Raw genomic sequence first — 23,531 nt, 5'->3', positions numbered from 1 at the left:
AACCTGGCAGGTCAAGAGGCGATCGGCAGCGTGCACGGAATGCTCACGGCCGGTGGATCACCCGAGGTCCGGCGCCTGCGCGGGCCGGGTCCGCCTCAGACCCGGCTGACCTCGTCATATGCCACGCGCAGTCTCCGTACGCCTTCCGTGATCTCCGCCGTTCCGGCGACCGCGGCGAAACTCAGTCTCAGGTGCGGCGCCGGGGGCTCGGCGCTGAAGTAGGGGCGGCCGGGGGTGACGGCCACGCCCGCGCGCAGTGCGGCCGCGAGGAGGGCCGGCTCGTCCGTGCCGTCGGGCAGGCGCAGCCACAGCTGGTAGCCGCCCGACGGGATGTGCGGCAGGGAAAGCTCCGGCAGGCGCAGCCGCAGCGCGGCGGCCATCGCGTCGCGCCGGTTGCGCAACTCGGCCGACACGGCCCGCAGATGGCGGGGCCACGCGGGCGAGCCGACGAGTTCAAGCGCCGCCTCCTGGAGCGGCCGCGGCACGAAGAACGTGTCGACGACCTGGATCGCCCGCAGCCGTTCCAGCACGGGTCCCCGGGCGGCCAGGGCGCTCACCCGGAAGCTCGGCGAGGTCGCCTTGGTCAGCGAGCAGACGTGCACGACGACGCCGTCGGGGTCGTCCGAGGCCAGCGGACGCGGCATCGGCCCCGCGTCCTCGTGCACGAGACGGCGTACGAAGTCGTCCTCGACGATGAAGGCGCCCGCGTCGCGGGCGATCCGCAGCACCTCGCCCCGGCGCTGCGGCGCGAGCACCGCGCCGGTCGGGTTCTGGAACAGCGGCTGGCAGACGAAGACCCGGGCCCCGGTCGCCCGGAACGCGTCGGCGAGCAGTGCCGGCTTCACGCCGTCCCGGTCGACGGGCACGGGCACGGGCCGCAGTCCTGCCGCGCGGGCGATCGCCAGCATGCCGGGATACGTGGGCGACTCGACGAGGACCGGAGCGCCGGGCGGGGCGAGGGCGCGCAGCGCGGTGGTCAGCCCGGACTGCCCGCCGGCCGTGATCAGCACCTCGGCGGCGGTGATGGCGCCGCCGATGCCCCGCGCGAACCACTCCCGCAGCTCCGGCAGCCCGTCCGTCGGCGGACGGCCCCAGGCGCCCGGACGCCGGCCCGCCCGGGACAGCGCCGCGGACATCGCCCGTTCCGGCTGCAGCGAGGGATGCAGATAGCCGCCGTTGAACTCGACGACCCCCGGCGCCGGGGCGGCCAGCGAGACGAGCACACCCGAGGCGTCCACCGTGCGGGGGACGAGTTCGGACGCGGCGTCCGCGCTGAGGGCGACCTCCTGCCAGGAGGTGTCCCCCGCGGCGGGCTCGGCGTCGCGGGGCTCGGCACGGAACGCCCCCGCCCCGGGCCGGGTGACCACGAGCCCCTCGGCGGAGAGCTGGGCCAGCGCCCGGGACACGGTCACGGGGCTCACCCGGAACCTCTCGACGAGCGCGCGACTCGACGGCAGCTTTCCACCTGGAGAGTAGCGGTTCAGCTCGCTCTTCAGCTGGTTCGCCAGGTCACCGACACTGCTACGCTCATGCATGAGAGCAGAGAATAGCGCTACCGCACAGACTTCGATAGCGGTGCCCACTGTGCCGGACGGTGCGGGGACGGACGGGCCCGTCACGGACCGGCACCCCGCCCAGCCGGGTCCCCGGACCGGGACCGTCCTGGCCGCGCTCGGCGTCACCGCCTTCTCCCTCACCTTCCCCGCCACCGCGTGGGGCCTGGAGGGCTTCGGCCCCTGGTCGCTCGTGGCGGTGCGGAGCGTCCTGGCCGCGGTCGTCGCGGGCGGCTGCCTCCTGGCCCTGCGCGTCCCGCTGCCCGGCCGCGCCCACCTGGCGGGGCTTGCCGTCGTCGGAGCCGGGGTCGTCCTCGGCTTCCCGATGCTCACCACGCTCGCCCTGGAGACGTCGACCACCGCGCACGCCGCGGTCGTCGTCGGACTGCTCCCCCTGACGACCGCCGTGTTCTCGGCCCTGCGTGTCGGCACCCGCCCCTCCCGCACGTTCTGGGCCGCGGCGTGCACGGGCGCCGCCGTGGTGATCGCGTTCACCGTGCAGCAGAGCGGCGGCGCCCTGTCCGGCGCGGACGTCTACCTCTTCGGAGCCCTGCTGGTCTGTGCCGCGGGCTACACCGAGGGCGGCCGACTGGCCCGCGTGATGCCGGGCTGGCAGGTCATCGCCTGGGCGCTGGTGCTGTGCCTGCCGCTCACCGTGCCGGCGGCCGCGATCGCGCTGTCGTACGAACCCGTGTCGCTGACCGCGCACAGCGTGACCGGACTGCTGTGGGTCGCGGTCGGCTCGCAGTTCTTCGGCCTGGTCGTCTGGTACCGCGGCATGGCCGCGATCGGCATCCCCAGGGCCAGCCAGTTGCAGTTGGCGCAGCCGCTGCTCACACTGGTGTGGTCGGTGCTGCTCCTGGGCGAGCATCTGACGCCGGCGGCCCCGCTGACGGCCGCCGCCGTCCTCGTCTGCATCGCCGTCACCCAGCGGGCACGGGGCTGAGCGGCACGTACGAGCCGGTCACAACGCGTGCCACCGGCCGTAGACTTGCGGCCACCAATCGCCACTCCCGTGCGGAACGAGGAGGCCCCGGATGCAAGCAACCGTAGGCGACCATCTACTGGTGCACGGCAGGACCGTCGGGCAGCACGACCGGGTCGCGGAAGTCATCGAGGTGCTCGGGACGAAGGGGAGTCCCCCGTACCGGGTCCGCTTCGAGGACGGTCACGAAAGCCTGATGTCGCCCGGCCCCGACTGTGTGGTCCAGCACCACGAGGACACCGCCCGATAGGTCAGCGCGAGGGCTTCGCCGGCTGCTGGTAGTGGTCGGCGACCACCCTCGCCATGGCCCCGATACGGTCGGCCGCCACTTCCTTGGCCGAGAAGAACACGTGCCCGCGCACCTGCGGATGTCTCCTGGCGAGGGTGAGGTGCCGGGACAGCTCCGCCGGGTCCTGCCAGGCCGCGGGCTGCGCCGGGTCGCCGGCCTTGTAGAGCGCCTCGCCGACGTACAGCTCGGTGCCGCTGCCGTGCGCGACCTGGGCCCACCAGGGGATCAGCTTCGCGTAGTCGGCGGCGGTGAAGCCGATGTTCCAGTACAGCTGCGGGCAGATGTAGTCGATCCAGTGCTCCCGGACCCACTTCCTGGTGTCGGCGTGCAGGTCGTCGTACGTCTGGACGCCGGCCCGGGTGTCCGAGCCCAGCGGGTCGGTCACGGCGTTGCGCCACACCCCGAAGGGGCTGATGCCGAACTTCGTGCCGGGCCGGATCCGCCTGATCCGGGCGGCGGTCTCCAGGACCAGCCGGTCGATGTTGTCGCGCCGCCAGGCCGCCCGGTCGGGGAACGGGCCGCCGTGTGCGGCGTACGCGGCGTCGTCGTCGAAGACCTGGCCCGCGACCGGATACGGATAGAAGTAGTCGTCCCAGTGGACGGCGTCCACGGCGTACTTCCGGACCGCGTCGAGCATCGCGTCCTGGACGAAGGCGCGCACCTCGGGCAGACCGGGGTTGTAGTAGAGCTTCCCTCCGTACGGCACGACCCAGTCGGGGTGCCTGCGGGCGGGGTGCGAGGCGACGAGCTTCGCCGGGTCGGTGTGGTTGGCGACGCGGTACGGGTTGAACCAGGCGTGCAGTTCGAGCCCGCGCGCGTGGGCCTCCTTCACGGCGGTGCCGAGCGGGTCCCAGCCGGGCGCCCTGCCCTGTACGCCGGTGAGGCACTGGGCCCAGGGCTCGTACGGCGAGGGCCACAGGGCGTCGGCCGTGGGGCGCACCTGGAAGATCACGGCGTTCAGCCGGCGCCGGACGGCCGTGTCGAGGTGCGCGAGCAGCTCGGTGCGCTGCTGGGCCGCGCTCAGACCGGGCTTCGAGGGCCAGTCACGGTTCGCGACGGTCGCCAGCCACATCCCGCGCAGCGCACCCGTGCGGGCACGGCGCCCGGGCGCATCGGGGCCGCCGCCCCCGGAGACCTCAGCCGCCACGGCCAGTCCCGCCGTCGCGAGGCCCGACAGTCCGACCGCCGCGGCCGCCGCGAAGCCCCGTCGTGACATACGCCCCATGCCGCACACCCCAAACAGAGTGGGTCCGCCTGGTCACGGACCGTTCACCCCGCACAGCATGCCCGACCCGGCCGGTCGTTCGTGTGCAGATCCGGAGTAACGTGCGTGGCGTTGGCAGGCACCGCACAACGGGAACCTGCCGGGCCCGTGAACAGTGAGCGAAAGGGACGATGTGACCGACATCGAACGCGTCGGAGTGGTGGGCTGCGGCCAGATGGGAGCGGGCATCGCCGAGGTGTGCGCCCGCGCCGGCCTGGACGTGATGGTCGCCGAGACCACTGGTGAGGCGTTGGAGATTGGCCGGACCCGGCTCTACAACTCGCTCTCCAAGGCCGCCGAGCGCGGCAAGATCTCCGAGGAGGAGCGGGACGCCACGCAGGAGCGGCTGTCCTTCACCACCGACCTCGGCGAGTTCTCCGACCGCGATCTGGTGATCGAGGCGGTCGTCGAGAACGAGCAGGTGAAGACGGAGATCTTCCAGGTGCTCGACCAGGTGGTGCTCCGGCAGGACGCGATCCTCGCCTCGAACACCTCCTCCATCCCGCTGGTGAAGCTCGCCGTCGCCACCTCGCGTCCCGACCAGGTCATCGGCATCCACTTCTTCAACCCGGCCCCGGTGCAGAAGCTCGTCGAGCTGATCCCGGCCCTCACCACCTCCGAGGGCACCATCAGCCGGGCGCAGTCCCTGGTCGAGAAGATCCTCGGCAAGCACGCGATCCGCGCGCAGGACCGCTCGGGCTTCGTCGTCAACGCGCTGCTGATCCCCTATCTCCTCTCCGCGATCCGGATGTTCGAGTCCGGCATGGCGAGCCGCGAGGACATCGACAACGGCATGGAGCTGGGCTGCGCCCACCCGATGGGGCCGCTCAAGCTGTCCGACCTGATCGGCCTCGACACCGTCGCGTCGGTCGCGTACTCGATGTACGAGGAGTACAAGGAGCCCCTGTACGCGGCTCCGCCGCTGCTCCAGCGCATGGTCGACGCGGGGCGCCTCGGACGCAAGTCCGGCTCGGGCTTCTACACGTACCCCTGACCTGCACAGGCCGTTGACCGGCTGCGGGTTGTCAGTGGCTGGTCGCGCGGTTCCCCGCGCCCTTCAGGGCTCGTGACTACTGTCCGTACGACCGGCAGGCCTCTGCGGGCCCGGCTCTCTTTCGGGGGCCGGGCCCGCCGCATTCACACACCGTGTGCGCCGCGGGCCCGCATATGCCCCTCGCACACGCTCCCCACGCGTCCACCAGGCGAGTTGACTTTCCGTGCGCAGGTAGGGGATGTGACGACTACGGAAAGGAGCGGACACGTGACCGCCGACCCGGAGCATCCCGTGGTCCATGGAGAACTCGCGGAGTTACGCCGTCGCCTCGATGTGGCACATGCCCGCGTCGAGGGCGGCATGACTCTGCTCAGTCATCGCGCCGAACAGACCGCCAAGGAGCTCGACGACCTGAGTACCCGGGTCGTCTCACTCGAACACACCCGCTGGCCGCTGCGCGCGGTCGCGGTCGTCACGGCCGTGGGCGCACTCGCCGTGGCGGTCTGGCAGGCTCTGGGCCGCTAGGCCCTGGGCCCGTGGGCGCCGCGGGCGGGATCAGGGCAAAGCGTCCTGCCCGAGCCTCAGATGATGCAGGAGGAGCAGTGCGGCAGCCATGTTGGCGGCCGGGACCTCGCCGCGGGCGACCATGTCGGGGGCGAGTTTGAGGGGCACCCATTCCCGACGGTCGGACTCGAAGTCGTCCACGGGGTGTCCGATGTACGCGCCTTCGTCGGCCCAGTAGATGTGGTGCCGGGCGTCGGTGAGCCCGTTGGAGGGCTCGACGCTCATCAGATGGCGCAGGGGTCCCGGCCGCCACCCGGTCTCCTCCTCCAGTTCGCGGGCGGCCGCGACGGCGATGTCCTCACCGTCCTCGACGACGCCCGCGGGAAGCTCCCATCCCCAGCTGTCGGTGATGAAGCGGTGCCGCCACAGGAGCAGCACCTCGTTCGCCTCATTCACCACAGTGGCCACGGCGACGGGCCGCAGCCGTATCAGGAAGTGATCGAGGTGCCGACCGTCCGGCAGCTCGACATCTGCGAGATTGACGCTGAACCAGCGGTTTGCGTACACAGTTTGTTCGTTCAGTTTCGTCCACTGCACGGTTCTGCCACCTTCCGCCGAGTAGATGGCAATATCGCAGCAGGAGCGTCCGCACAGCAGGCTCACAGCGGGCCGCTCGCAGCGCAGCGGTAGGCGCAGAGTTGTACCACCGCGGAGGGCTCCGGGCCTCCGTCAGCGGTTGGGGCGTCGTCTCACGCGATCCTCCGGGTCTCTTCCCGGAGTGTTCCCCCACGGCCACTTCCCAGTGCCGCGGCACTAGAGCGGTACGCGCAGGGCTCCGTCGATGAGTTCGGCGGCCTCGGTGGTGCCCGCACATCCGTTGGCGACCAGGTGTTCGCGTACCGCACGCAGTCTGTCGCGCAGGCGCTGGGACTCCATTCCCCGGGCGCGTTCCGCCATTTCCACCGCGGTCACGACCGCCTTGTCGGCGTTGCCCTGGCGCAGCTCGATCTGGCTGAGCATGGCGAGCCGGTGCACCCTGCCCCGGTCGTGCGCCGGGTTGTCCACGGCGGCAGCGGCGTGCTCCCGCGCGGCGACCAGGTCGCCCAGGCTCAACAACGCCTCCGCCACCTGCACATTGACCAGGCCCGGCTGGACATAGCCGGTCTCGTCCGGTTCGTAGCCGCGCCGGATGCGCTCGGCGGCCTGCTCGGCACGCCGGATGCAGGACAGCGCGCTGCTGCCGTCGCCGAGGTGTGCGTACGCCTTTGCCTGCATCGCGTAGAGGTCCGACGCGAGCGCCGGAGTGATGTGCCGTCCCGCGGCGCGCAGCGCGGCCTCGGCGAAGGCCACCGCCTGCCGGTTCTCCCGCATGAACAGCGCCTGGTTGACGAGGAGCGCGATGACGTAGGCCCCGAGTCCCCTGTCCCCGCTGGCCTTCGCGAGCCTGAGGGCCTGGTGGAAGTAGCGCTGGGCGAGACCGTGCGCGTCGGAGTCGTACGCGCAGATGCCGGCGATCGCCACCAGGCCGCCGGTGGCGCGGTGGAGCTGACGGCCGGTGGCGTCGGTGTAACTGCCCCTGAGGAGCGGCGCGGTCTCGGAGTTGAGGAATCCGACGATGCGGGTACGGGTGGCGACACCTCCCGCCTTGCGGTACATCTGCTCGTAGTGGGCGCGGGCGGCGCGCAGCATCTCGATGTCGGACATGCTCACGCGGTGCCGTCCGCCGCGCGAGACGTCCACGTCCTCCGGCGGGTTCTCCCACTCCCACACCGGCATCACGGCGGGCGTGCCGGTGACGGCGGGGGCGCCGAGGATGTGCGGTCTCTGCTGTTCGTCGGAGCGCCACAGGGCGGTGGCGCGTTCGACGAAACCGGAGAGCGTCGTGCCGTGCGGGGTGGCCGGCTCGCCGGGCACCCCGAGTCCGATGTCGTCGAGCGTGACGGGCCGTTGGAGCCGGGAGGCGAGCACCTCGCAGATCAGGTCGGGCACCTGGCCACGGGGCCGCTGGCCCTTCAGCCACCGCGCCACGGCGGTGTGTTCGTACCGGAGCACGAGGCCGCGCGCCCGGCCCGCCTGGTTCACATGGGCGGCGAGTCCCGCGTGCGAGATCCCGGCCTCGTCGAGGATCGCGTCGAGCAGAGTGTTGGGCTGCATGAATGCCATCCGGTGGCTCGGGTGCCGACGGTGCTGTTCAACGTAGCGCCTCCCCCATCACACGGGGTGTGAACGGAGTGCCCGAATCCGGGCAGTACGCGCGCTGTTGCGGAGAGTTGTGGCCCGGTTGACTGAAATGCCTCGCAAGAGGCCGGCCGGGCCGCCGGCTCCCCCTCGTACAGTGCGGCGGCCCGGATTCCACGCCGTCCGCCCAGCTGCCTGCCCGACACTCCGTGGCGGGGCGGACGGCTCCGCCGGATCGATCCACCGGGTCGTTCCACCGGGCCGGGCCCGGGCGGCCGCGGCTGTTCGGCGGTCGCCGACCGGTCGTGGCTGGTCACGCGGCTCCCCGCGCCTCCTCCCGTGCGCCGAACGGCGAGCGCGAAACGGTCACTTGACCTGGTGGGCCACGGGTTCGCCCTGTTGTCTCGGCACCCTCGCCCGGTCGTTGCGCAGGACCAGCACGGCCACGTCGTCGGAGGGTGGTCCCCCCGCGTGCCCGAGCAGCCGGGTGAAGACGGTGCCGAGTACGGCCTGAGGGGAGATCGGCTGAGCGCGGGCGGCTTCCGTCAGCGCGGTGATCAGGGGAAAGAACCGGCCATGCCTGTCACGGGCGTCCTCGACACCGTCCGTGTGCAGGAACAGCGCCTCGCCGGGCAGCAGACGCCCGTAGCGGACGACGGGCAGCTCGGCCGGGAGCGGGAAGGGCCCGAGGGGAGGCAGTGGGTCGCCGGCGGCGAGGTGCTCCACCTGCCCTCGTACGCCGGCGGGTCCTCCGGGGCCACGCAGCAGATACGGCCACGGGTGACCGCAGTTCAGAGCGCGCACCTCGCCGTCGCGGCCGATCTCCAGGAGCAGCACGGTGACGAACTCCTCGGCGACCGGATTGTCGGGGTCCAGTGCCGACGAGAGGTGCTCGGCCTTCGCGCGCTCCCGGAGGTGCCTGCCCATGGCGCGCTCCAGTTTCCGCAGCACACCGGGGAGTTCGGGCTCGTCGTGGACGACCTCACGGAAGCTGCCGAGCACGGCGGCGACCGTCCCGATGGCTGCCAGCCCGTGCCCGCGGACGTCACCCATCACGACCCGTACGCCGTGCTCCGTGCCGATCACCTCGTACAGGTCGCCCCCGACGCCGGCGCCGCGGTCCGCGGAGAACTGGGCGGCCGCGACACCCAGCCCGTCGACGCACGGCGGCAGTGGACGCAGGAGCACACCCTGGGCGGCCCCCGCGACCTTGCGAATCTGCCGCAACTCCCGCAGGAGTCCCCGTCGGACGTGCAGTATCAGGCCCGTACCGACCGCGAAGAACACGGCGCAGGTGACGATCCGCGCACCGAGGGCGTTCTCCTGGGCGAGCGGACAGGCCAGCTTGTACGTGATCGCCACCGCGCCCCAGGCGGTGGGCAGCCCCATCGCCAGCACCCGGCGCAGCCGCTGTCGGTCCCGGCCGATGCGGCGGACCTCACCGCGGCGCAGTCGACCGGCCCGGGAGCGGCCGAGACCGCGGGCCGGAGCCCGGTTCAGCGCACGGGTGACGGATTGCAGCCATCGTGTCCGACGGCTCCCCCCGGGCCGGGCCCGGCGGGGAGCCCCAGCCTTGGTACGGATCATGCCGATGGCCCCCCTAGGCCCTGTTCAGCGCAGGCACCGGCCTCTTCGGCCGGGTCGATTCTGTCGACCGCGTGCCCCGGCCGGACCAGATCACCCGCACTTGTCACCCAAAAGAGTGAGGTGACTACACAGGGCTCAGGAGGGAGCTCCGCCCGGAGGGCGGCGGGAAACCGCGCGGCCGGGCGCATCGCACCCGGCCGACGGCTCTCAGTTCCCCGGCGCCCCCGGTACCGCTAACTCCGCAGGACAGCCCCCGTGCGCTCGCCCGCGAGGGCGACCGCCGTGTCCCGCGCCGCGGACGCCTCGTCCACGGTCAGGGTCCGGTCGTTCGCCCGGAAGCGCAGCGCGTACGCCAGGGACTTCCTGTCCCCGCCGAGCTGCTCGCTCTCGTACACGTCGAACAGCCGGACGGACTCGAGGAGTTCACCCGCGCCCTCGCGCAGCGCGGCCTCCACGTCAGCGGCCGGGACGTCCCGGGAGACGACCAGCGCGACGTCCTGCGTGGCGACGGGGAAGGCGGAGATGCGCGGCGCCTGGAGAGCGCCGGCGCCGGCCCGCTCCAGGAGGTCCAGCTCGATCTCCATGGCGCAGCTGCGCTCCGGCAGGTGCAGCGCCTTGATGACACGCGGGTGCAGCTCACCCGCGTGACCGACGAGCGTCTCCTCGCCGTCCACCGTGGCGTACAGCGCGGCGCAGCGGCCCGGGTGCCAGGGAGCGTGCCGGTCGCCGCGCACGGTCAGCTCGACGCCGGCCTCACGGGCGACGGTGCGAGCGGCCTCGACAGCGTCCGCCCAGTCCGCCGGGCGCCCCTTGCCCCACCAGCCGGCCTGCTCGCGGGCTCCCGCGAGGACGACGGCGGCGCGACGCGGCTGACGCGGCAGCGCGGCGTCGACCCCGGCGATCTCCTCGTCGGTGGGACGACGGTCGACGGACAGACGCTCGGCCTTCCGCTCCCGCCCCGTCGGCCGGAAGACCAGACCGGTCTCGAAGAGCGCCAGGTCGTGCGAACCGCGGCCGTCGTTGCGCCGCAGCGCGCCGAGAAGGCCCGGCAGCAGAGTCGTACGCATCGCGGGCTCTTCGTCGGAGAGCGGGTTGACCAGCCGCACGAGGGTGCGGCGCGGGTCGTCGGCCTCCAGGCCGAGCTGGTCGAGCACCTCGGTCCCGATGAACGGGTAGTTCAGCGCCTCGACGTACCCGGCGCCGGCCAGCGCCCGGCCGACCCGGCGGTGCAGCCGCTGCCGGTCGGTCAGCCCCAGGCCCGCGGGGGGCCTGGGCAGCGTCGAGGGCAGGTTCTCGTAGCCCTCGAGGCGGATGACCTCTTCGGCGAGGTCGTTCGGGTCGCTCAGGTCGGGCCGCCAGGAGGGGACGGTGACGAGCAGCTCGTCCTGCCCGTAGACGTCGCAGCCGACCTGCTGGAGACGGCGTACGACGGTCTCGCGGCCGTAGTCGACGCCCGCGACCTTGTCCGGGTGGTTCGCCGGGATGGTGATGGTGTGCGGCGCGGACGGCGCGGTGATCTGGGTGACACCGGCGTCGGCGGTGCCGCCCGCGAGGAGGACCAGCAGGTCGACCGTGCGCTGGGCGGCGGCCGCCGCGGCCTCCGGGTCGACGCCCCGCTCGAAGCGCTTGGACGCCTCCGAGGCCAGCTTGTGGCGGCGGGCCGTGCGCGCGATGGAGATGGGGTCGAAGTGCGCGGCCTCGATGACGACCTCGGTGGTGGTGCCCTCGGTGTCGTCGATCTCGGTGTTGGCTCCGCCCATGACACCGGCCAGGCCGATGGGCCCCCGGTCGTCGGTGATCACCAGGTCCTCGGCGTCCAGCGTGCGCTTGGTGCCGTCGAGGGTGGTGAGCTTCTCGCCCGGCTCGGCCCGGCGCACGCCGATCGCACCCTGGATCCGGGAGCGGTCGTACGCGTGCAGGGGCTGGCCGAGCTCCAGCATCACGTAGTTGGTGATGTCGACGGCCAGCGAGATCGGGCGCATGCCGGCCTTCTGGAGGCGGCGCTGCAGCCAGATCGGGGAGCCCGTCTCGGGTGCGAGACCGGTGACGGTGCGCGCGGTGAAGCGGTCGCAGCCCTGCCGGTCGGAGACCTCCACGGGGTGTCCGAACGCGTTCGGTCCGGGCACGTCGAGCAGCGCCGGGTCGCGCAGCGGCAGCCCGTAGGCGGTGGCGGCCTCGCGGGCGACGCCGCGCATCGACAGGGCGTAACCGCGGTCGGGCGTGACCGCGATGTCGAGGACCTCGTCGACGAGTTCGAGCAGTTCGATCGCGTCCGTGCCGACCTCGTGCTCGGGCGGCAGGACGATGATGCCGCCGCTTCCGTCGTCGCCCATGCCCAGCTCGTCGCCGGAGCAGATCATGCCGTGCGAGGTCTTGCCGTACGTCTTGCGCGCGGCGATCGCGAAGTCGCCGGGCAGCACGGCGCCGGGCAGGACCACGACGACCTTGTCGCCGACGGCGAAGTTGCGGGCGCCGCAGACGATCTCCTGGGGCTCACCCGTGCCGTTGGCGGTGCCGACGTCGACGGTGCAGAAGCGGATCGGCTTCTTGAAGCCCTCCAGCTCCTCGATGGTCAGCACCCGGCCGACGACGAGCGGCCCCTTGAGGTCGGCGCCGAGCCGCTCGACCCTCTCGACCTCCAGGCCGGCGGAGACGAGCCTGGCCTGCACGTCGCGGCCGGTCTCGGTGGCGGGGAGGTCGACGTACTCCCGCAGCCAGGAAAGCGGGACCCGCATCAGATCTCCATCCCGAACGGCCGGGTGAACCGGACGTCACCCTCGACCATGTCTCGCATGTCTTCGACGTTGTGGCGGAACATCAGCATCCGCTCGATGCCGAACCCGAAGGCGAATCCGCTGTACTTCTCGGGGTCCACACCGCAGGCGGTCAGCACGCGCGGGTTGACCATGCCGCAGCCGCCGAGCTCGATCCAGCCCTCGCTGGAGCAGGTGCGGCAGGGACGGTCGGGGTTGCCGACGGACTCGCCCTTGCAGACGTAGCAGAGCATGTCCATCTCGGCGGACGGCTCGGTGAACGGGAAGAAGTTCGGTCGCAGCCGGGTCTTCATGTCCGCGCCGAAGAGCGACCGGACCATGTGGTCGAGGGTGCCCTTGAGGTCGGCCATGGTCAGGCCCTCGTCGACGGCGAGCAGCTCGATCTGGTGGAAGACCGGCGTGTGCGTGGCGTCCAGCTCGTCCGTGCGGTACACGCGGCCGGGGCACACGATGTAGACGGGCGGCTCCCGGTCGAGGAGCGCGCGGGCCTGCACGGGCGAGGTGTGCGTGCGGAGCACGACACCGGACTCGCCGTCCGAGTCCTCGGCACCGTCGGAACCCTGGACGAAGAAGGTGTCCTGCATCTGCCGGGCCGGGTGGTCCGGGCCGAAGTTCAGGGCGTCGAAGTTGAACCACTCCGCCTCGACCTCGGGCCCTTCAGCGATCTCGTATCCCATGGACACGAAGACGTCCGCGACCCGCTCCATCATGGTGGTCAGCGGGTGCCGGGCACCGGCCGGTACGCGGTCGTGGGGCAGTGTGACGTCCACGGCCTCCTCGACCAGCACACGGGCGTCGCGCTCGGCCTCCAGTTCGACCTGGCGGGCCGCGAGCGCCTTGTTCACCGCGCCACGGGCCTGGCCGACGAGCTTGCCCGCGGCGGCCTTGGCGTGCGGGGGCAGTGCGCCGATCTCGCGGTTGGCGAGGGCCAGCGGCGAGGCGCCGCCGGTGTGGGCGACCTTGGCCTCCTGGAGCGTGTCGAGGTCGCCGGCGGCGGCGAAGGCGGCGAGCGCCTCGTCCCGCATGCGCTCGATCTCTTCCGGTTTCAGTGCCTCGACCTCAACAGGGTCGTACGACTTGTTCGGTGCCGACATCTCTTCCCGTGCTTCCGATTGGTTGGCCAAAGGTCCCCGTCGCGACTCTCGGGACGCCCTGTCCCTGAAAGGGGGACGCAAAGGTGCCAGAGGCCGAGTCTAACGGGGGTGAGGTGTGCGAATGCGCCCGTGGGGCCTCTTCGGCGTCACTGCAGATACGCCGGGGTGCTCACGGGCAACGTAAATCGGAACTGTGCCCCGCCCTCGGGGGCGCGGCCGACCGTGATGGTGCCGCCGTGGGCTTCGACGATGCCCTTGACGATGTACAGCCCCAGGCCGGTGCCGCCGCGCTTGCTGCCCCGCCAGAAGCGGGTGAAGACGCGGTTCATGGACTCCTCCGGGATGCCGGGGCCCTCGTCGCTCACCGTGACCGACGTGCCGGCGTCCTCCCCTTCGCGGGGCGACGGCGCGGGCTCTACGTCGATGGTGACGGTTCCCTCGCCGTGCCGCACCGCATTTTCCAGCAGGTTGCTGAGCACCTGGTCGACCTTGTCGGGATCGGCCCACAGATCGGGCAGCGGCTGACCGATGCGCAGCAGGAAGCGGTCGGCGGACTGGCCGGAGGCGACGTACGCCTGGATGTGGCGGCCGACGGCGGCGCCTATGTCGACGGGCTGGCGGCGCACTTCGAGGCGCCCGGAGTCGATGCGGGAGATGTCGAGGAGCTCGGCGATCAGACGCGTGACGCGGTTGGCGTCGGCGTCGACCGTCTCCAGCATCAGCTTCTTCTGGTCGTCGGTGAAGCGCTCCCACTTGGCGAGCAGTGTCGCGGTGAAGCCCTTGACGGAGGTGAGCGGCGAGCGCAGTTCGTGGGCGACCGTGGCGATCAGCTCGGCGTGGCTGCGCTCGGTGCGGCGGCGGGCCTCGGTGTCGCGGAGCGAGACGACGACCCGGCGGACCGGGCCGGTGGGCCGCACCCGGACGTACCGGGCCGAGACGAGGACCTCCCGGCCTCCCGGCAGCAGCAGATTGCGCTCGGGCTGTCCGACACGGATCGCGAGACCGCCGTACGGGTCGGTCAGCTGCCACCAGCGGCGGCCTTCGAGGTCCTCCAACGGCAGGGCCCGCTCCAGATGCCGCCCCAGGGCGTCGGCGGCGGGGGTGGCGGTGATCCGGGCGGCGGCGGCGTTGAAGCAGACGACCCTGCCGCGTTCGTCGGCGATCACGAGGCCGTCGGGCAGTTCGTCGGGGTCGAGGCCGAGCTCGGCGGGGTCGGCGGGCCGGGACGCGGGAGCGCTCCGTACGTCGTGCGCCCGCAGTGCGCTCTTCGCACCGCTCGTGCCGACACTCATCCCCGTACCCCACCTCTCCTCTGGCATCGGGGGTGCCTCCCTGCTCGAACGCGGCCGAGAGCTGGGGGGCGGTTCCCCGAGCCCGTCACCCTACTAGCTGGGAGTGACGGAACGGACCCCCTCAGGAACGAGCACGGCGGGCACGCTGCGCACGAGCCGAGGCGTAGAGGCATACGGCGGCCGCGGTCGCGAGGTTCAGGCTCTCCGCCTTGCCGTGGATCGGTACGCGCACGACGGCGTCCGCCAGCGCACGGGTCTCCTCCGGGAGCCCCCACGCCTCGTTGCCGAACACCCAGGCGGTCGGCCCGCCCATGGTGCCCTTGTCGAGCTCGTCGTCCAGGTCGTCCTCGCCCGCGCCGTCGGCGGCGAGGATCCGTACCCCGGCGTCCTTGAGGCCCTGCACGGCCTGTTCGACGGGTACGCCGACCGCGACGGGCAGGTGGAACAGCGAACCGACCGACGCCCGCACGGACTTGGGGTTGTAGAGGTCGACGGACGCGTCGGTGAGGACGACGGCGTCGGCGCCGGCGGCGTCGGCGCACCGCAGGACGGTGCCCGCGTTGCCGGGGTCCCGCACGTGTGCCAGGACGGCGACCAGCCTGGGCCCGGCCTTGAGGATCTCGTCGAACGGGGTGTCCAGGAACCGGCAGACCCCGACGAGCCCCTGCGGGGTGATGGTCGTCGAGATGTCCGCGATCACGTCGTCGGCGGCGAGGTGCACGCGGGCGCCCGCGCCCCGGGCCTCCCCCACGATGTCGGCGTACCGCTCGGCGGCGTCCGGCGTCACGAAGAGCTCGACGAGTGTCGCGCCGCTCTCCCCGCGGTGCCCGGCGGCCTCGCGCACGGCCTGCGGTCCCTCGGCGAGGAACAGGCGCTCCTTCCCCCGGAAGCTCCGCCTGGCCAGCCGCCGGGCGGCGGAGACACGCGCGGAGCGGGGGGAGATCAGCTCGGGGCCGATGGACATCGGTTCACCTTCGGTTCACGGGCGGGGGTCGGGCGTACCGCTTGCCGCGCCGAGGGGGCGCCCCGTGCTCCCGCCGCGGCGGCGCCCGGCCACGGCGGCGGATTCCGGCGGTGCCGGACCGGCCGTACGCGCGGCGACAAGGAAAACAAATGTGGGCCCGCAGCCTTACGGCAAGCGAGCCCACACACAGGATCCGGCCGGGGCCAGCGCCAGCGTCACGCAGCCTTCGGCGCGTTGACGTCCGACGGCAGCGCCTTCTGCGCGACCTCGACGAGCGCGGCGAACGCGTTGGCGTCGTTGACGGCCAGCTCCGCGAGGATCTTGCGGTCCACCTCGATGTTGGCGGCGTTCAGACCCTGGATGAGGCGGTTGTACGTCATGCCGTTGGCGCGGGCAGCGGCGTTGATGCGCTGGATCCACAGCCGACGGAAGTCGCCCTTGCGCTTCTTGCGGTCGTTGTAGTTGTAGACCAGGGAGTGGGTGACCTGCTCCTTGGCCTTGCGGTACAGGCGCGAACGCTGACCGCGGTAGCCGGAGGCCGCCTCGAGGATTGCCCGGCGCTTCTTGTGGGCGTTGACTGCCCGCTTGACGCGTGCCACTTTTTAACTCCTTGTAGCGGGACCGTGGTGGTTGTCACACGGTCCGAAATCGATGGGGTCCCGGTTCTGACGTACGGCGCCTGGGCGCCGGGACGTCACTTGCCGAGAAGCTTCTTGATCTTCTTGGCGTCGCCCGGGGCCATCTCGGCGTTGCCGGTGAGGCGGCGCGTCACGCGCGACGACTTGTGCTCGAGCAGGTGGCGCTTGCCGGCACGCTCGCGAAGCACCTTGCCGGAGCCGGTGATCTTGAAGCGCTTGCTGGCACCGCTGTGCGACTTGTTCTTCGGCATGGCGCCGTACTCTCCTCGTCGGTGGCGCTCCTGTGCCCGGTCGTTAAACCGGGCACAACGGAACGTCATGTGTATCGGTTGACGTCCCCGGACTCGCGTCCGGAAACCCACCGGGACTCGCGCCCCGGGATCAGGCCTCGGCGGGAGCCTCGGCCGGGGCCTCGGCGACCTCGGAGTCGGCGATCTCCCCTTCGGGGATGTCGTCGTCCGCGTGGTTCTGCGACTTGCCCGGGTTGGCCTTCGCCTCCGCCTTGCGTGCCGCCTGGGCCTCGCGGGCCTCGGCCATCGCCTCGGTCTTCTTCTTGTGCGGACCGAGAACCATGATCATGTTTCGGCCGTCCTGCTTCGGGTTCGACTCGACGAACCCGAGGTCCTCGACGTCCGAAGCGAGACGCTGCAGCAGTCGGTAGCCGAGTTCCGGCCGGGACTGCTCGCGACCACGGAACATGATCGTGATCTTGACCTTGTCGCCCTGCTTGAGGAACCGGACGACGTGACCCTTCTTGGTGTCATAGTCGTGCGGGTCGATCTTCGGCCGGAGCTTCATCTCCTTGATGACCGTGTGCGCCTGGTTCTTGCGCGCCTCACGGGCCTTCATGGCCGACTCGTACTTGAACTTCCCGTAGTCCATGAGCTTGCAGACCGGCGGACGCGCAGTCGCGGCCACCTCGACCAGGTCGAGGTCGTACTCCTGCGCAAGCTCCAGGGCCTTGGCAAGCGGGACAATCCCGACCTGCTCACCGCTGGGACCGACAAGTCGTACCTCGGGAACGCGAATCCGGTCGTTGATGCGGGGCTCGGCGCTGATGGATCCTCCTCGGATAGCACCACACGGCTGTCTGGCAGACAGCTCGCGTACGTCTTTCGCTGACCAACCACCGAGGCACATGAAAAATGCCCCGGACGGGACACAGGCGGTGGCTCCAAGGATTACCGGAGCACCGCCGCGGCCAACCGCGGGGCGCATATCCAGCGGCTCCATCGTCCGTACGGAACGATGGTGGCCGCCTGACCGGGTGACCCGCCGTCCCGGAGGATGGTCGGGTGGGAGATCGGAGCCTCCACTTGCGGGCCGGGCACAGGAGTGTCCGGCCGGTCGTTACACAAGGTTAGCAGCTCCCCGGGGGTGGTGCTAATCGGTGTGCACGCACCGTTCGCGGTCTCCCGCGGGCCTGGGCCGCCGGGCCTGGGCCTATCGTGTGGGGCATGAGTGACACCCCTCCTGAGTCCCCCGGTTTCGACGACATGACCCGCGACATCGCGGAGGTCCCCGCGGTCGAGGTCCTGGTCACGGTCGCCGTCAACCTGATGAGCGCCGCCGCCGTGAAGCTCGGTCTGACCGAGGAGGGCGACAAGTACAAGGACCTCGACGAGGCCCGCAAGCTGGTCCACGCCCTGGCCGGACTGCTCGACGCGAGCACGACCGAGATCAGCTCCTTCCACGCGGCACCGCTGCGCGACGGCCTGAAGTCGCTGCAGCTGGCGTTCCGCGAGGCGTCGCTCGTCCCGGACGAGCCGGGTCAGGGCCCGGGCGAGAAGTACACGGGCCCGGTCTTCGGCTGACCTCTTCGCCCCGGGGCCGCGGGCGCGCGCACGCACGGCGCGCCCGCCGGGCTACCGGGGAACCGCCGGCGTACGGATGCGTCGGCGTCCGTGTCTACCGACGTACGTACAGGGGCTCGCCCGGTGGCGTCGCCTCGGCCGGCAGGAGTGCCAGGTCGAGGCCGCGCACCAGGCGGGCCCTCAGTGTGTCGTCGTCCGCGAGGCGCCGGGCGACCGCCTGGGCGGTCTCGGCCGGGGCGGCGGACGGGTCCAGTACCAGGGCGAGGGTGCCGTCGGCCTGCCCGGGGCCGAGGTGGGCACGGCGTACCGAGGGCTCGGCGGCGACCGCGGCGCGTACCGCGGCGACCACGGCGGGATCGGCCAGCGGGTCCGTCGTCGTACGCCCCTCGGCGAGCGCCAGCAGGGCTGGTCCGGTCAGTTCGTACGCGACCGGTCCTGCCAGGTCGAGCACGACCGTGTCGGCCTTCTCGTGCGCGGCGGCCCGGAGTGCCTGGTGCAGGGGTACGGCGACGGGGCGGGCCGCCGGGTCCCAGCGGGCCAGTGTCTCGGTGGAGGTGAAGGCGGGCAGCGCGGTGCGGTCGCCCGCCTTGAGGGTGGGCACCGCCATGTCGCTGGTCTTCTCGCGGCGCAGCCCGTTCTCGTCCTCCTCGACCTCGCCGAGCACGGCGACGACGGGGACGAGGAGTCGCGCGTCCCTGAGCGCCGCCAGGACGGGACCGTGCGCGGACCTGTCCTCGGCCCAGGCCGCGAGCGCCGCGCTCAGCCGGGGGTCGGCGGAGCCGTCGTCGTCGGAGAAGCCGGGGTCGGGGATGTTCTTGTTCGCCACGGGAACCGACCCTATCGGTGGCGTCCGGCCGGCTCCGCCGGTGGGCCGCCGTCGGCCGGACGCACGCCCGGCGCGTGCCAAAGGAGGGACGTCGGCAGGTCTCACCGATTTCTCAGCGATCTCCGACCCGGCGTTCACACGCGGCCGACGCGGCGCACAGGGCCGGGCCCCACGATCGCGCCATGTTCCCACACAGAGCCGGTGGGCGCGGCGACCGCCCGTCCCGCCGCAGGCCCTTCGCACACGCGGCGGTCGCCTCCGTCGTCCTCCTGGGCACCATGGCCGCGGGGGCGGTGTACGTGACGGCACAGGCGCACGGCTCCGGGGAGCTCGTATCCTCCTCGGCGGCACCCGGAGCGTTGGAGGCGGCGGTGGAATCGGCGACGGCAGGCACGTCCGCGCCCGGTCCTGGCCGGACCTCGCCCGCTGCTCCCACGGCCGACCTGGACACCCTGCTGGCCCGGGCGGTGGGGGCTGTCCCTGTCGAGACAGGGGCGCGGGTGTCGGTGGCGGTGCTGGACACGGAGTCCGGGGAGAGCGCGGTGTACGGGGACGGGGCGTTCGACACCGCGAGCATCGTGAAGGTCGACATCCTGGCCGCCCTGCTGGTGCGGGCCCAGGACACGGGGCGTGGACTCACCGCGCAGGAGAGGACGTACGCCGCCGCGATGATCCGTGACAGTGACAACGCGTCCGCCACGGCGCTGTGGAAGGCGATCGGGCAGGCCGAGGGGCTGGCGGAGGCGAACGAGCGCTTGGGGCTCGGCGGCACGGAGGGCGGGGACGGGCCGCTGTGGGGGCTGACACAGACCACGGCCGCCGATCAACTCGTCCTGCTGCGGCAGGTGTTCGGCGACGAGTCGGAGCTCGACGAGGGCTCACGGGCCTGTCTGCGAGGGCTGATGGGGGACATCGCCGCGGGGCAGGACTGGGGTGTGTCGGCCGCCGGCGAGGCCGGGTCCGCCCTGAAGAACGGCTGGTTGCCGCGGAGTGCGACCGGGCTGTGGGTCATCAACAGCGTCGGCCGGGTGTCCGCGGACGGGCGCGAGTACCTCGTCGCGGTGCTGTCCGACGGCAACTCCACCAAGGAGAAAGGGATTTCCCTGGTGGAGGGGGCCGCGAGGGCTGCTGTGTCCGTGTTCGCGGGAGCCTGACGCGCCACGGGGCGGGCAGGCGGGACGTGCGGACGGACCCCGGGCGTCGGCCCGATCGCCGTGCCCTCAGTCGGCGTCGGGGTGACGCGGTCGCCTGCTGCCTCTCCAGAGGATGACCGCGGCGACGAGGAGCACGCCGCCGACGCTGCCTGCCAGAGGGCCGGCCCAGGCGGTCGAGGGCCGGTCCTCCTCGGCGGCGTCCGGGCCCTTGCCGAAGTACCTGTCCGCGTCGGTCACCGCGGTGAGACCCTGCGGCTTCAGTCCGGCGGCCTTCTTGATGGCCGCCTCGGGGTCCACGAAGCCGAAACCCCGGGAGTCGTCGCGGCCGCCGTCGGGGGCGTTTCGGGCCGTGTCCTCCAGGAGTTGCTTGATCTGGGCCGGGGACAGGCCGGGGTGGGCCGCCCTGACGAGGGCGACCGCGCCGGAGACGAAGGCCGAGGCGGCGCTGGTGCCCCAGCCCTCGTAGTACTTGCGGTCGGGGTCGGCGATGACCACGTCGACGCCGGGGGCGCTGACCGTGGCGTACCAGCGGCGGGTGGAGAACGAGGCGCGGGTCCCGTAGCGGTCGACGGCGGTCGCGGCGATCACGCCCGGGTAGGCCGCCGGGTACGAGATGTGGTCGCCCTTCTCGCCGCCGTTCCCGGCCGAGGCGACCACGACGGCGCCCTTCTTCAGGGCGTACTGGACGGCGGCGTCCTCGGTGGCCTCCGGATGGGCGGACTTGGAGTCGTCGCCGAGGGAGAGGTTGATGACGTCGGCGCCTTGGTCGGCGGCCCACCGGATGCCCTCGGCGAGGGCGTTTCCGCGGGTGTTGCGGGCCTTGCCGCGGGCCGAGTCGCCGTCTTCGAGGATCACGCGGACGGGGAGGATCTTCGCCTCGGGGGCTATGCCCATGACTCCGTCGGCGTTGCCCGCGCCGTGTCCGTGGCCCGCGATGATGCCGGCCATCGCCGTGCCGTGGCGTGCCCACGGGCGGTCGCCGCGGCCGGCGCCGAAACCGACCATGTCCTTGCCGGCGAGGACGTTGCCCGCCAGGTCGGGATGCTCGTCGTCGACGCCCGTGTCGAGGACCGCGACGGTGATGCCCTCGCCCTTGGTCGTCCGCCAGGCCTCCTGCGTGTGCATGGCCTCCAGGGCCCACTGCTTCGCACGGATGCCGTCGGCGTGAGCGGCTGTGGAGGGCATAAGCGCGAGGCCGGCGGCCATCACGGCGACCAGGAATCCCTTCGCGCGAAGGGGCTTCCGGGTCATGACGGCTTCTCCGTGGCCGAGTTGACGGTCTTGCGGAGGCTTCGCTCGACGCGGTCGGCGAGGCCCTGTGCGTCGTGGCCGAGCCCGGCCTGGGCAGGGGTCGTGGTGGCGGCGGCCTTCATCGCGTCCTCGGCGGGCTGCGGTTCACCGACGGCGCGGCCGTCGGCGAACCCGGACACCGCGTACGCGACCACGGGGGCGTCCGTCAGGACCGACAGCGTCCAGGACGCGCGCTGCGCGTCGCCGAAGCCCGCGGCGACCGTGCCCTTCGCCGCGTACGGGCGGGGCATGAGGTCGCGTCGGCGGTCGAGCCCCTGCTCCTCGAACCGGCGGTGCAGGACGCCCATGGCGGCGGAGTCCGCCTTCGTGAACAGCAGGCCGACCGTGGTGACATGGCTGCGCGTCGCGTCCGTGTAGGTGGCGCGCAGCAGGCGCAGGCAGCCCGCGGGGGCGAGGGCCTTGCGCAGGAGCGGGTCGAAGGCGTCCTTGCAGCCGCTGTCGGGGGCCACGGCGATACGGGTCCAGGTGCGGTCGGCGCCGCCGGGGCCCGCGCCCTCGCCGTCGACCGTGGGCGGGAAGAGCTCGTCGACGGGGATGCTGTGCCACAGGTCGCCGGCCGCCGTGAACGCGTCCGGCTTCCCCGACGCCCCCGAACTGTCGCCGGTGAGCCAACTGCCCGTCACCGCACCACCGATGAGGCCGAGGCCCAGCACCACACAGGCCGCGGCGGCCACGACGCTGCCGCGCCGCCGGGGGACCACCGGTTGCGGGGGCAGGTTCTCCTCGTCGTACGTGTCCGGGGGCGCGAGGGACACGTGGTGCCGGTGCGTCGGGTCCAAAGGCTCGGGGATGTGCCGGGCGGGGCCCGAGAAGGGCTCGCCGGGGCCGGTCATCGGCAGGCGGGACGGTGACGTGCTCGGTGCCGCGGGCGGGTCGGCGGGGACGGGCCGGAGCCTGGTGGTGGTCTCCGGCGGGGCGTCCGCGGAAACCGCGGTGCGCCGGGCGGAGGGATGGAAGGTGCTCGGGCGGGGTGGCAGCGGTGGTCTGGCAGCCGGTCGTTCCCCGGTACCGGGACCGGCCGGTGACGCGACGCGGCGCTCGCCGGCACCAGGACCGGACGGCGGCGCGACGCGGTGCTCCCCCGCACCGGGACCGGCCGGTGTGCCGACTCGCCGTTCGCCGGCACCCGATCCGGACGACGGCGTGACCTGACGCTCCCCAGCACCTGCACCTGCACCCGGACCCGGGCCCGACGGCGATGCGGCTCGCCGCTCCTCGGCACCCGGGCCGGATGGCGGCGCGGCCCGCCGTGCGTCGGTGCTGGGGCGGGACGCCGTGGTGCCCGGTCGCGGCGGGGCGAAAGGACGCAGGGGCAGGCCGGTGCCGGGCCGCTGCGGGGCATTGCCGCCGGTCGTCCGGGGTTCGGCGGCGGGACGGGCAGGAGCCTGCCTCTCCTCGCCGTCCGGCGTGGAGGAGCGGGGCGCGCTCGCGGGACGCGGCGGAACATCCGGCCGCCGGATGCCGCGGGTGGCGGCGCCCGGTTCACTCGTGGGCCGCGGGGGGAGGTGCCGCTGATCGTCTCGCCTCGGAGCCGTCCCCGGGTTCGGCCCCGGGCCGCTCACCGGACGCGAGGGGATCCGGGCACCCGGGGCGCTCCCCGAGGATCCGTGCGGCTCACGCATCGGCCGCGGCGGGATTCGCTCACCCTCGGCGGTGCTCCTGGGGGCATGCCGCTCGGCCGCCGGGCGCGGCGGGGAATCGCCCTGAGCGGTGCGCGCCGGAGCCACCCCCGGCGCGGTGGCCGGGCGCGGCGGGACACCCGGTCTCGCCGGGCCTCCCACGGGAGCGTGCGGCTCGGTCGTCGTACGCCGGGGAGGCGTCGGCCCGTCCGTGCCGGGCAGGATGCGCGATCCGCCGGGCGGTGTGTCAGGGAAGCGGGCCGAGGCCGCGGGAGGCGGAGGCGTTCCGGGCGTCTGTCGTCGGTCTCCGGCGGGGCGGAGGTTCGGGAAGCGCGGTGAGGTGGCCGGGGGTGTGTCCCGGGGACCGGCTCCGTCGGACGTACGCGGTCGCGGCGGCGCTCCGGCAGGGTGCCGTGGCGGCGTTCCCGCCGCGGCCTGCCCGGACCTGGCCCCTGCCGCTCCCGGCCTCGCGACGGTGTTCCCGCGCTCGCGCCCGGGCGGCGCGGCAGTGGTCCACTCCTCGGCGGGCTGCGGAGCCGTGGTGCCGGGGTGGTTCCTGTCCGGAGCACCCGCGCCGAAGCCCCCACCGCCGCCGGATCCGTACGAAGCGCTCCGGGGCCTGGCGGGTCCGGCGGGACCGTGCCCCTGCGGGGCTCCGGGGCTCCGGGGCCCCTCGGCGGCCGGCCCGCTC

At 72.8% G+C, this 23,531-nt stretch carries 20 protein-coding genes and 1 pseudogene; 6 read left to right on the top strand and 15 right to left on the bottom strand.

The window, feature by feature from the left end:
• Nucleotides 1-95 precede the first annotated feature (95 nt).
• Complete coding sequence (locus tag O1Q96_RS14000; protein WP_269248483.1) at nt 96-1,535, bottom strand: aminotransferase-like domain-containing protein; 1,440 nt, start codon at nt 1,533-1,535, stop codon at nt 96-98.
• Between O1Q96_RS14000 and O1Q96_RS13995 the strand changes: the two genes are divergently transcribed.
• Together O1Q96_RS13995 and O1Q96_RS13990 are read left to right on the top strand one after the other, a co-directional pair.
• Nucleotides 1,534-2,499: a DMT family transporter gene (locus tag O1Q96_RS13995; protein WP_269248482.1), complete on the top strand. Its 966-nt coding sequence runs from the start codon at nt 1,534-1,536 to the stop codon at nt 2,497-2,499. The two genes, O1Q96_RS14000 and O1Q96_RS13995, sit on opposite strands and share 2 nt — an antisense overlap.
• Before the next feature lie 91 nt (nt 2,500-2,590).
• Nucleotides 2,591-2,788 carry a DUF1918 domain-containing protein gene (locus O1Q96_RS13990; RefSeq protein WP_269248481.1) on the top strand — a complete coding sequence of 66 codons (198 nt, stop codon included), beginning with the start codon at nt 2,591-2,593 and terminating at the stop codon, nt 2,786-2,788.
• Nucleotide 2,789: 1 nt separating this feature from the next.
• Here O1Q96_RS13990 and O1Q96_RS13985 read toward each other — a convergent pair whose 3' ends face one another.
• Complete coding sequence (locus O1Q96_RS13985; protein ID WP_269248480.1) at nt 2,790-4,052, bottom strand: glycoside hydrolase family 10-like protein; 1,263 nt, start codon at nt 4,050-4,052, stop codon at nt 2,790-2,792.
• A 172-nt stretch (nt 4,053-4,224) separates the two neighbouring features.
• On the opposite strand from O1Q96_RS13985, the gene O1Q96_RS13980 reads away from it, so the two are divergent.
• Together O1Q96_RS13980 and O1Q96_RS13975 are read left to right on the top strand one after the other, a co-directional pair.
• Complete coding sequence (locus O1Q96_RS13980) at nt 4,225-5,085, top strand: 3-hydroxybutyryl-CoA dehydrogenase (protein WP_269248479.1); 861 nt, start codon at nt 4,225-4,227, stop codon at nt 5,083-5,085.
• Between the two features lie 267 nt (nt 5,086-5,352).
• Nucleotides 5,353-5,610, top strand: a complete 258-nt coding sequence (locus tag O1Q96_RS13975; RefSeq protein WP_217454907.1) for a hypothetical protein — start codon at nt 5,353-5,355, stop codon at nt 5,608-5,610.
• Between the two features lie 30 nt (nt 5,611-5,640).
• Here O1Q96_RS13975 and O1Q96_RS13970 read toward each other — a convergent pair whose 3' ends face one another.
• The 10 genes and pseudogenes from O1Q96_RS13970 to infC form a co-directional block, all read right to left on the bottom strand.
• Complete coding sequence (locus tag O1Q96_RS13970) at nt 5,641-6,186, bottom strand: NUDIX hydrolase (protein ID WP_217454908.1); 546 nt, start codon at nt 6,184-6,186, stop codon at nt 5,641-5,643.
• Nucleotides 6,187-6,402: 216 nt separating this feature from the next.
• Entirely contained in the window at nt 6,403-7,743 is a 1,341-nt protein-coding gene (locus O1Q96_RS13965; RefSeq protein ID WP_269248478.1) for an NsdA family TPR-like regulatory protein, read from the bottom strand.
• Between the two features lie 390 nt (nt 7,744-8,133).
• A complete protein-coding gene (locus O1Q96_RS13960) occupies nt 8,134-9,156 on the bottom strand; it encodes a PP2C family protein-serine/threonine phosphatase (protein WP_269253593.1) in 1,023 nt (340 codons plus the stop codon).
• Between the two features lie 431 nt (nt 9,157-9,587).
• Nucleotides 9,588-12,089 (bottom strand): phenylalanine--tRNA ligase subunit beta, encoded by a 2,502-nt coding sequence (gene pheT, locus O1Q96_RS13955; protein ID WP_269248477.1) that lies wholly within the window; start codon nt 12,087-12,089, stop codon nt 9,588-9,590.
• Nucleotides 12,089-13,222: a phenylalanine--tRNA ligase subunit alpha gene (pheS, locus tag O1Q96_RS13950; protein ID WP_269248476.1), complete on the bottom strand. Its 1,134-nt coding sequence runs from the start codon at nt 13,220-13,222 to the stop codon at nt 12,089-12,091. Before pheS ends, pheT begins: the two co-directional genes overlap by 1 nt.
• Before the next feature lie 146 nt (nt 13,223-13,368).
• Nucleotides 13,369-14,514, bottom strand: coding sequence for a sensor histidine kinase (locus O1Q96_RS13945; protein ID WP_269248475.1), 1,146 nt, complete (start codon nt 14,512-14,514; stop codon nt 13,369-13,371).
• A 121-nt stretch (nt 14,515-14,635) separates the two neighbouring features.
• Nucleotides 14,636-15,478, bottom strand: a complete 843-nt coding sequence (locus O1Q96_RS13940) for a TrmH family RNA methyltransferase (RefSeq protein ID WP_269248474.1) — start codon at nt 15,476-15,478, stop codon at nt 14,636-14,638.
• Nucleotides 15,479-15,693: 215 nt separating this feature from the next.
• Complete coding sequence (rplT, locus tag O1Q96_RS13935; protein WP_055513774.1) at nt 15,694-16,077, bottom strand: 50S ribosomal protein L20; 384 nt, start codon at nt 16,075-16,077, stop codon at nt 15,694-15,696.
• 95 nt (nt 16,078-16,172) lie between these two features.
• Entirely contained in the window at nt 16,173-16,367 is a 195-nt protein-coding gene (gene rpmI / locus O1Q96_RS13930; RefSeq protein WP_019065473.1) for a 50S ribosomal protein L35, read from the bottom strand.
• 130 nt (nt 16,368-16,497) lie between these two features.
• Nucleotides 16,498-17,200 (bottom strand): annotated as a pseudogene (gene infC / locus O1Q96_RS13925) (translation initiation factor IF-3).
• Nucleotides 17,201-17,573: 373 nt separating this feature from the next.
• Here infC and O1Q96_RS13920 point away from each other — a divergent pair.
• Nucleotides 17,574-17,930 (top strand): DUF1844 domain-containing protein, encoded by a 357-nt coding sequence (locus tag O1Q96_RS13920; RefSeq protein ID WP_217454915.1) that lies wholly within the window; start codon nt 17,574-17,576, stop codon nt 17,928-17,930.
• 94 nt (nt 17,931-18,024) lie between these two features.
• Here the strand turns inward: O1Q96_RS13920 and O1Q96_RS13915 are convergent, their stop codons facing one another.
• Nucleotides 18,025-18,756 (bottom strand): SseB family protein, encoded by a 732-nt coding sequence (locus O1Q96_RS13915; protein ID WP_269248472.1) that lies wholly within the window; start codon nt 18,754-18,756, stop codon nt 18,025-18,027.
• Nucleotides 18,757-18,938: 182 nt separating this feature from the next.
• Here O1Q96_RS13915 and O1Q96_RS13910 point away from each other — a divergent pair, with 182 nt between their 5' ends.
• Nucleotides 18,939-19,910 (top strand): serine hydrolase, encoded by a 972-nt coding sequence (locus tag O1Q96_RS13910; RefSeq protein ID WP_269248471.1) that lies wholly within the window; start codon nt 18,939-18,941, stop codon nt 19,908-19,910.
• 66 nt (nt 19,911-19,976) lie between these two features.
• Here O1Q96_RS13910 and mycP read toward each other — a convergent pair whose 3' ends face one another.
• Entirely contained in the window at nt 19,977-21,161 is a 1,185-nt protein-coding gene (gene mycP, locus O1Q96_RS13905) for a type VII secretion-associated serine protease mycosin (protein WP_269248470.1), read from the bottom strand.
• Nucleotides 21,158-22,054 (bottom strand): hypothetical protein, encoded by an 897-nt coding sequence (locus O1Q96_RS13900; protein ID WP_269248469.1) that lies wholly within the window; start codon nt 22,052-22,054, stop codon nt 21,158-21,160. Before O1Q96_RS13900 ends, mycP begins: the two co-directional genes overlap by 4 nt.
• Nucleotides 22,055-23,531: the final 1,477 nt, after the last annotated feature.

The sequence above is a fragment of the Streptomyces aurantiacus genome (genome assembly GCF_027107535.1).
Classification (GTDB): Bacteria; Actinomycetota; Actinomycetes; order Streptomycetales; family Streptomycetaceae; genus Streptomyces.
The sequence above is the reverse complement of the archived record's forward strand: the minus strand, read 5'-3'. Positions and strand labels throughout refer to the sequence as shown.

Coding starts and splice junctions, on each gene's coding strand:
- O1Q96_RS13995 (WP_269248482.1), top strand. CDS start 1,534: ATGAGAGCAGAGAATAGCGCTACCGCACAGACTTCGATAGCGGTGCCC.
- O1Q96_RS14000 (WP_269248483.1), bottom strand. CDS start 1,535: ATGCATGAGCGTAGCAGTGTCGGTGACCTGGCGAACCAGCTGAAGAGC.
- O1Q96_RS13990 (WP_269248481.1), top strand. CDS start 2,591: ATGCAAGCAACCGTAGGCGACCATCTACTGGTGCACGGCAGGACCGTC.
- O1Q96_RS13985 (WP_269248480.1), bottom strand. CDS start 4,052: ATGGGGCGTATGTCACGACGGGGCTTCGCGGCGGCCGCGGCGGTCGGA.
- O1Q96_RS13965 (WP_269248478.1), bottom strand. CDS start 7,743: ATGCAGCCCAACACTCTGCTCGACGCGATCCTCGACGAGGCCGGGATC.
- O1Q96_RS13960 (WP_269253593.1), bottom strand. CDS start 9,156: ATGGGGCTGCCCACCGCCTGGGGCGCGGTGGCGATCACGTACAAGCTG.
- pheT (WP_269248477.1), bottom strand. CDS start 12,089: ATGCGGGTCCCGCTTTCCTGGCTGCGGGAGTACGTCGACCTCCCCGCC.
- pheS (WP_269248476.1), bottom strand. CDS start 13,222: ATGTCGGCACCGAACAAGTCGTACGACCCTGTTGAGGTCGAGGCACTG.
- O1Q96_RS13945 (WP_269248475.1), bottom strand. CDS start 14,514: ATGAGTGTCGGCACGAGCGGTGCGAAGAGCGCACTGCGGGCGCACGAC.
- O1Q96_RS13940 (WP_269248474.1), bottom strand. CDS start 15,478: ATGTCCATCGGCCCCGAGCTGATCTCCCCCCGCTCCGCGCGTGTCTCC.
- rpmI (WP_019065473.1), bottom strand. CDS start 16,367: ATGCCGAAGAACAAGTCGCACAGCGGTGCCAGCAAGCGCTTCAAGATC.
- O1Q96_RS13920 (WP_217454915.1), top strand. CDS start 17,574: ATGAGTGACACCCCTCCTGAGTCCCCCGGTTTCGACGACATGACCCGC.
- O1Q96_RS13910 (WP_269248471.1), top strand. CDS start 18,939: ATGTTCCCACACAGAGCCGGTGGGCGCGGCGACCGCCCGTCCCGCCGC.
- mycP (WP_269248470.1), bottom strand. CDS start 21,161: ATGACCCGGAAGCCCCTTCGCGCGAAGGGATTCCTGGTCGCCGTGATG.
- O1Q96_RS13900 (WP_269248469.1), bottom strand. CDS start 22,054: ATGACCGGCCCCGGCGAGCCCTTCTCGGGCCCCGCCCGGCACATCCCC.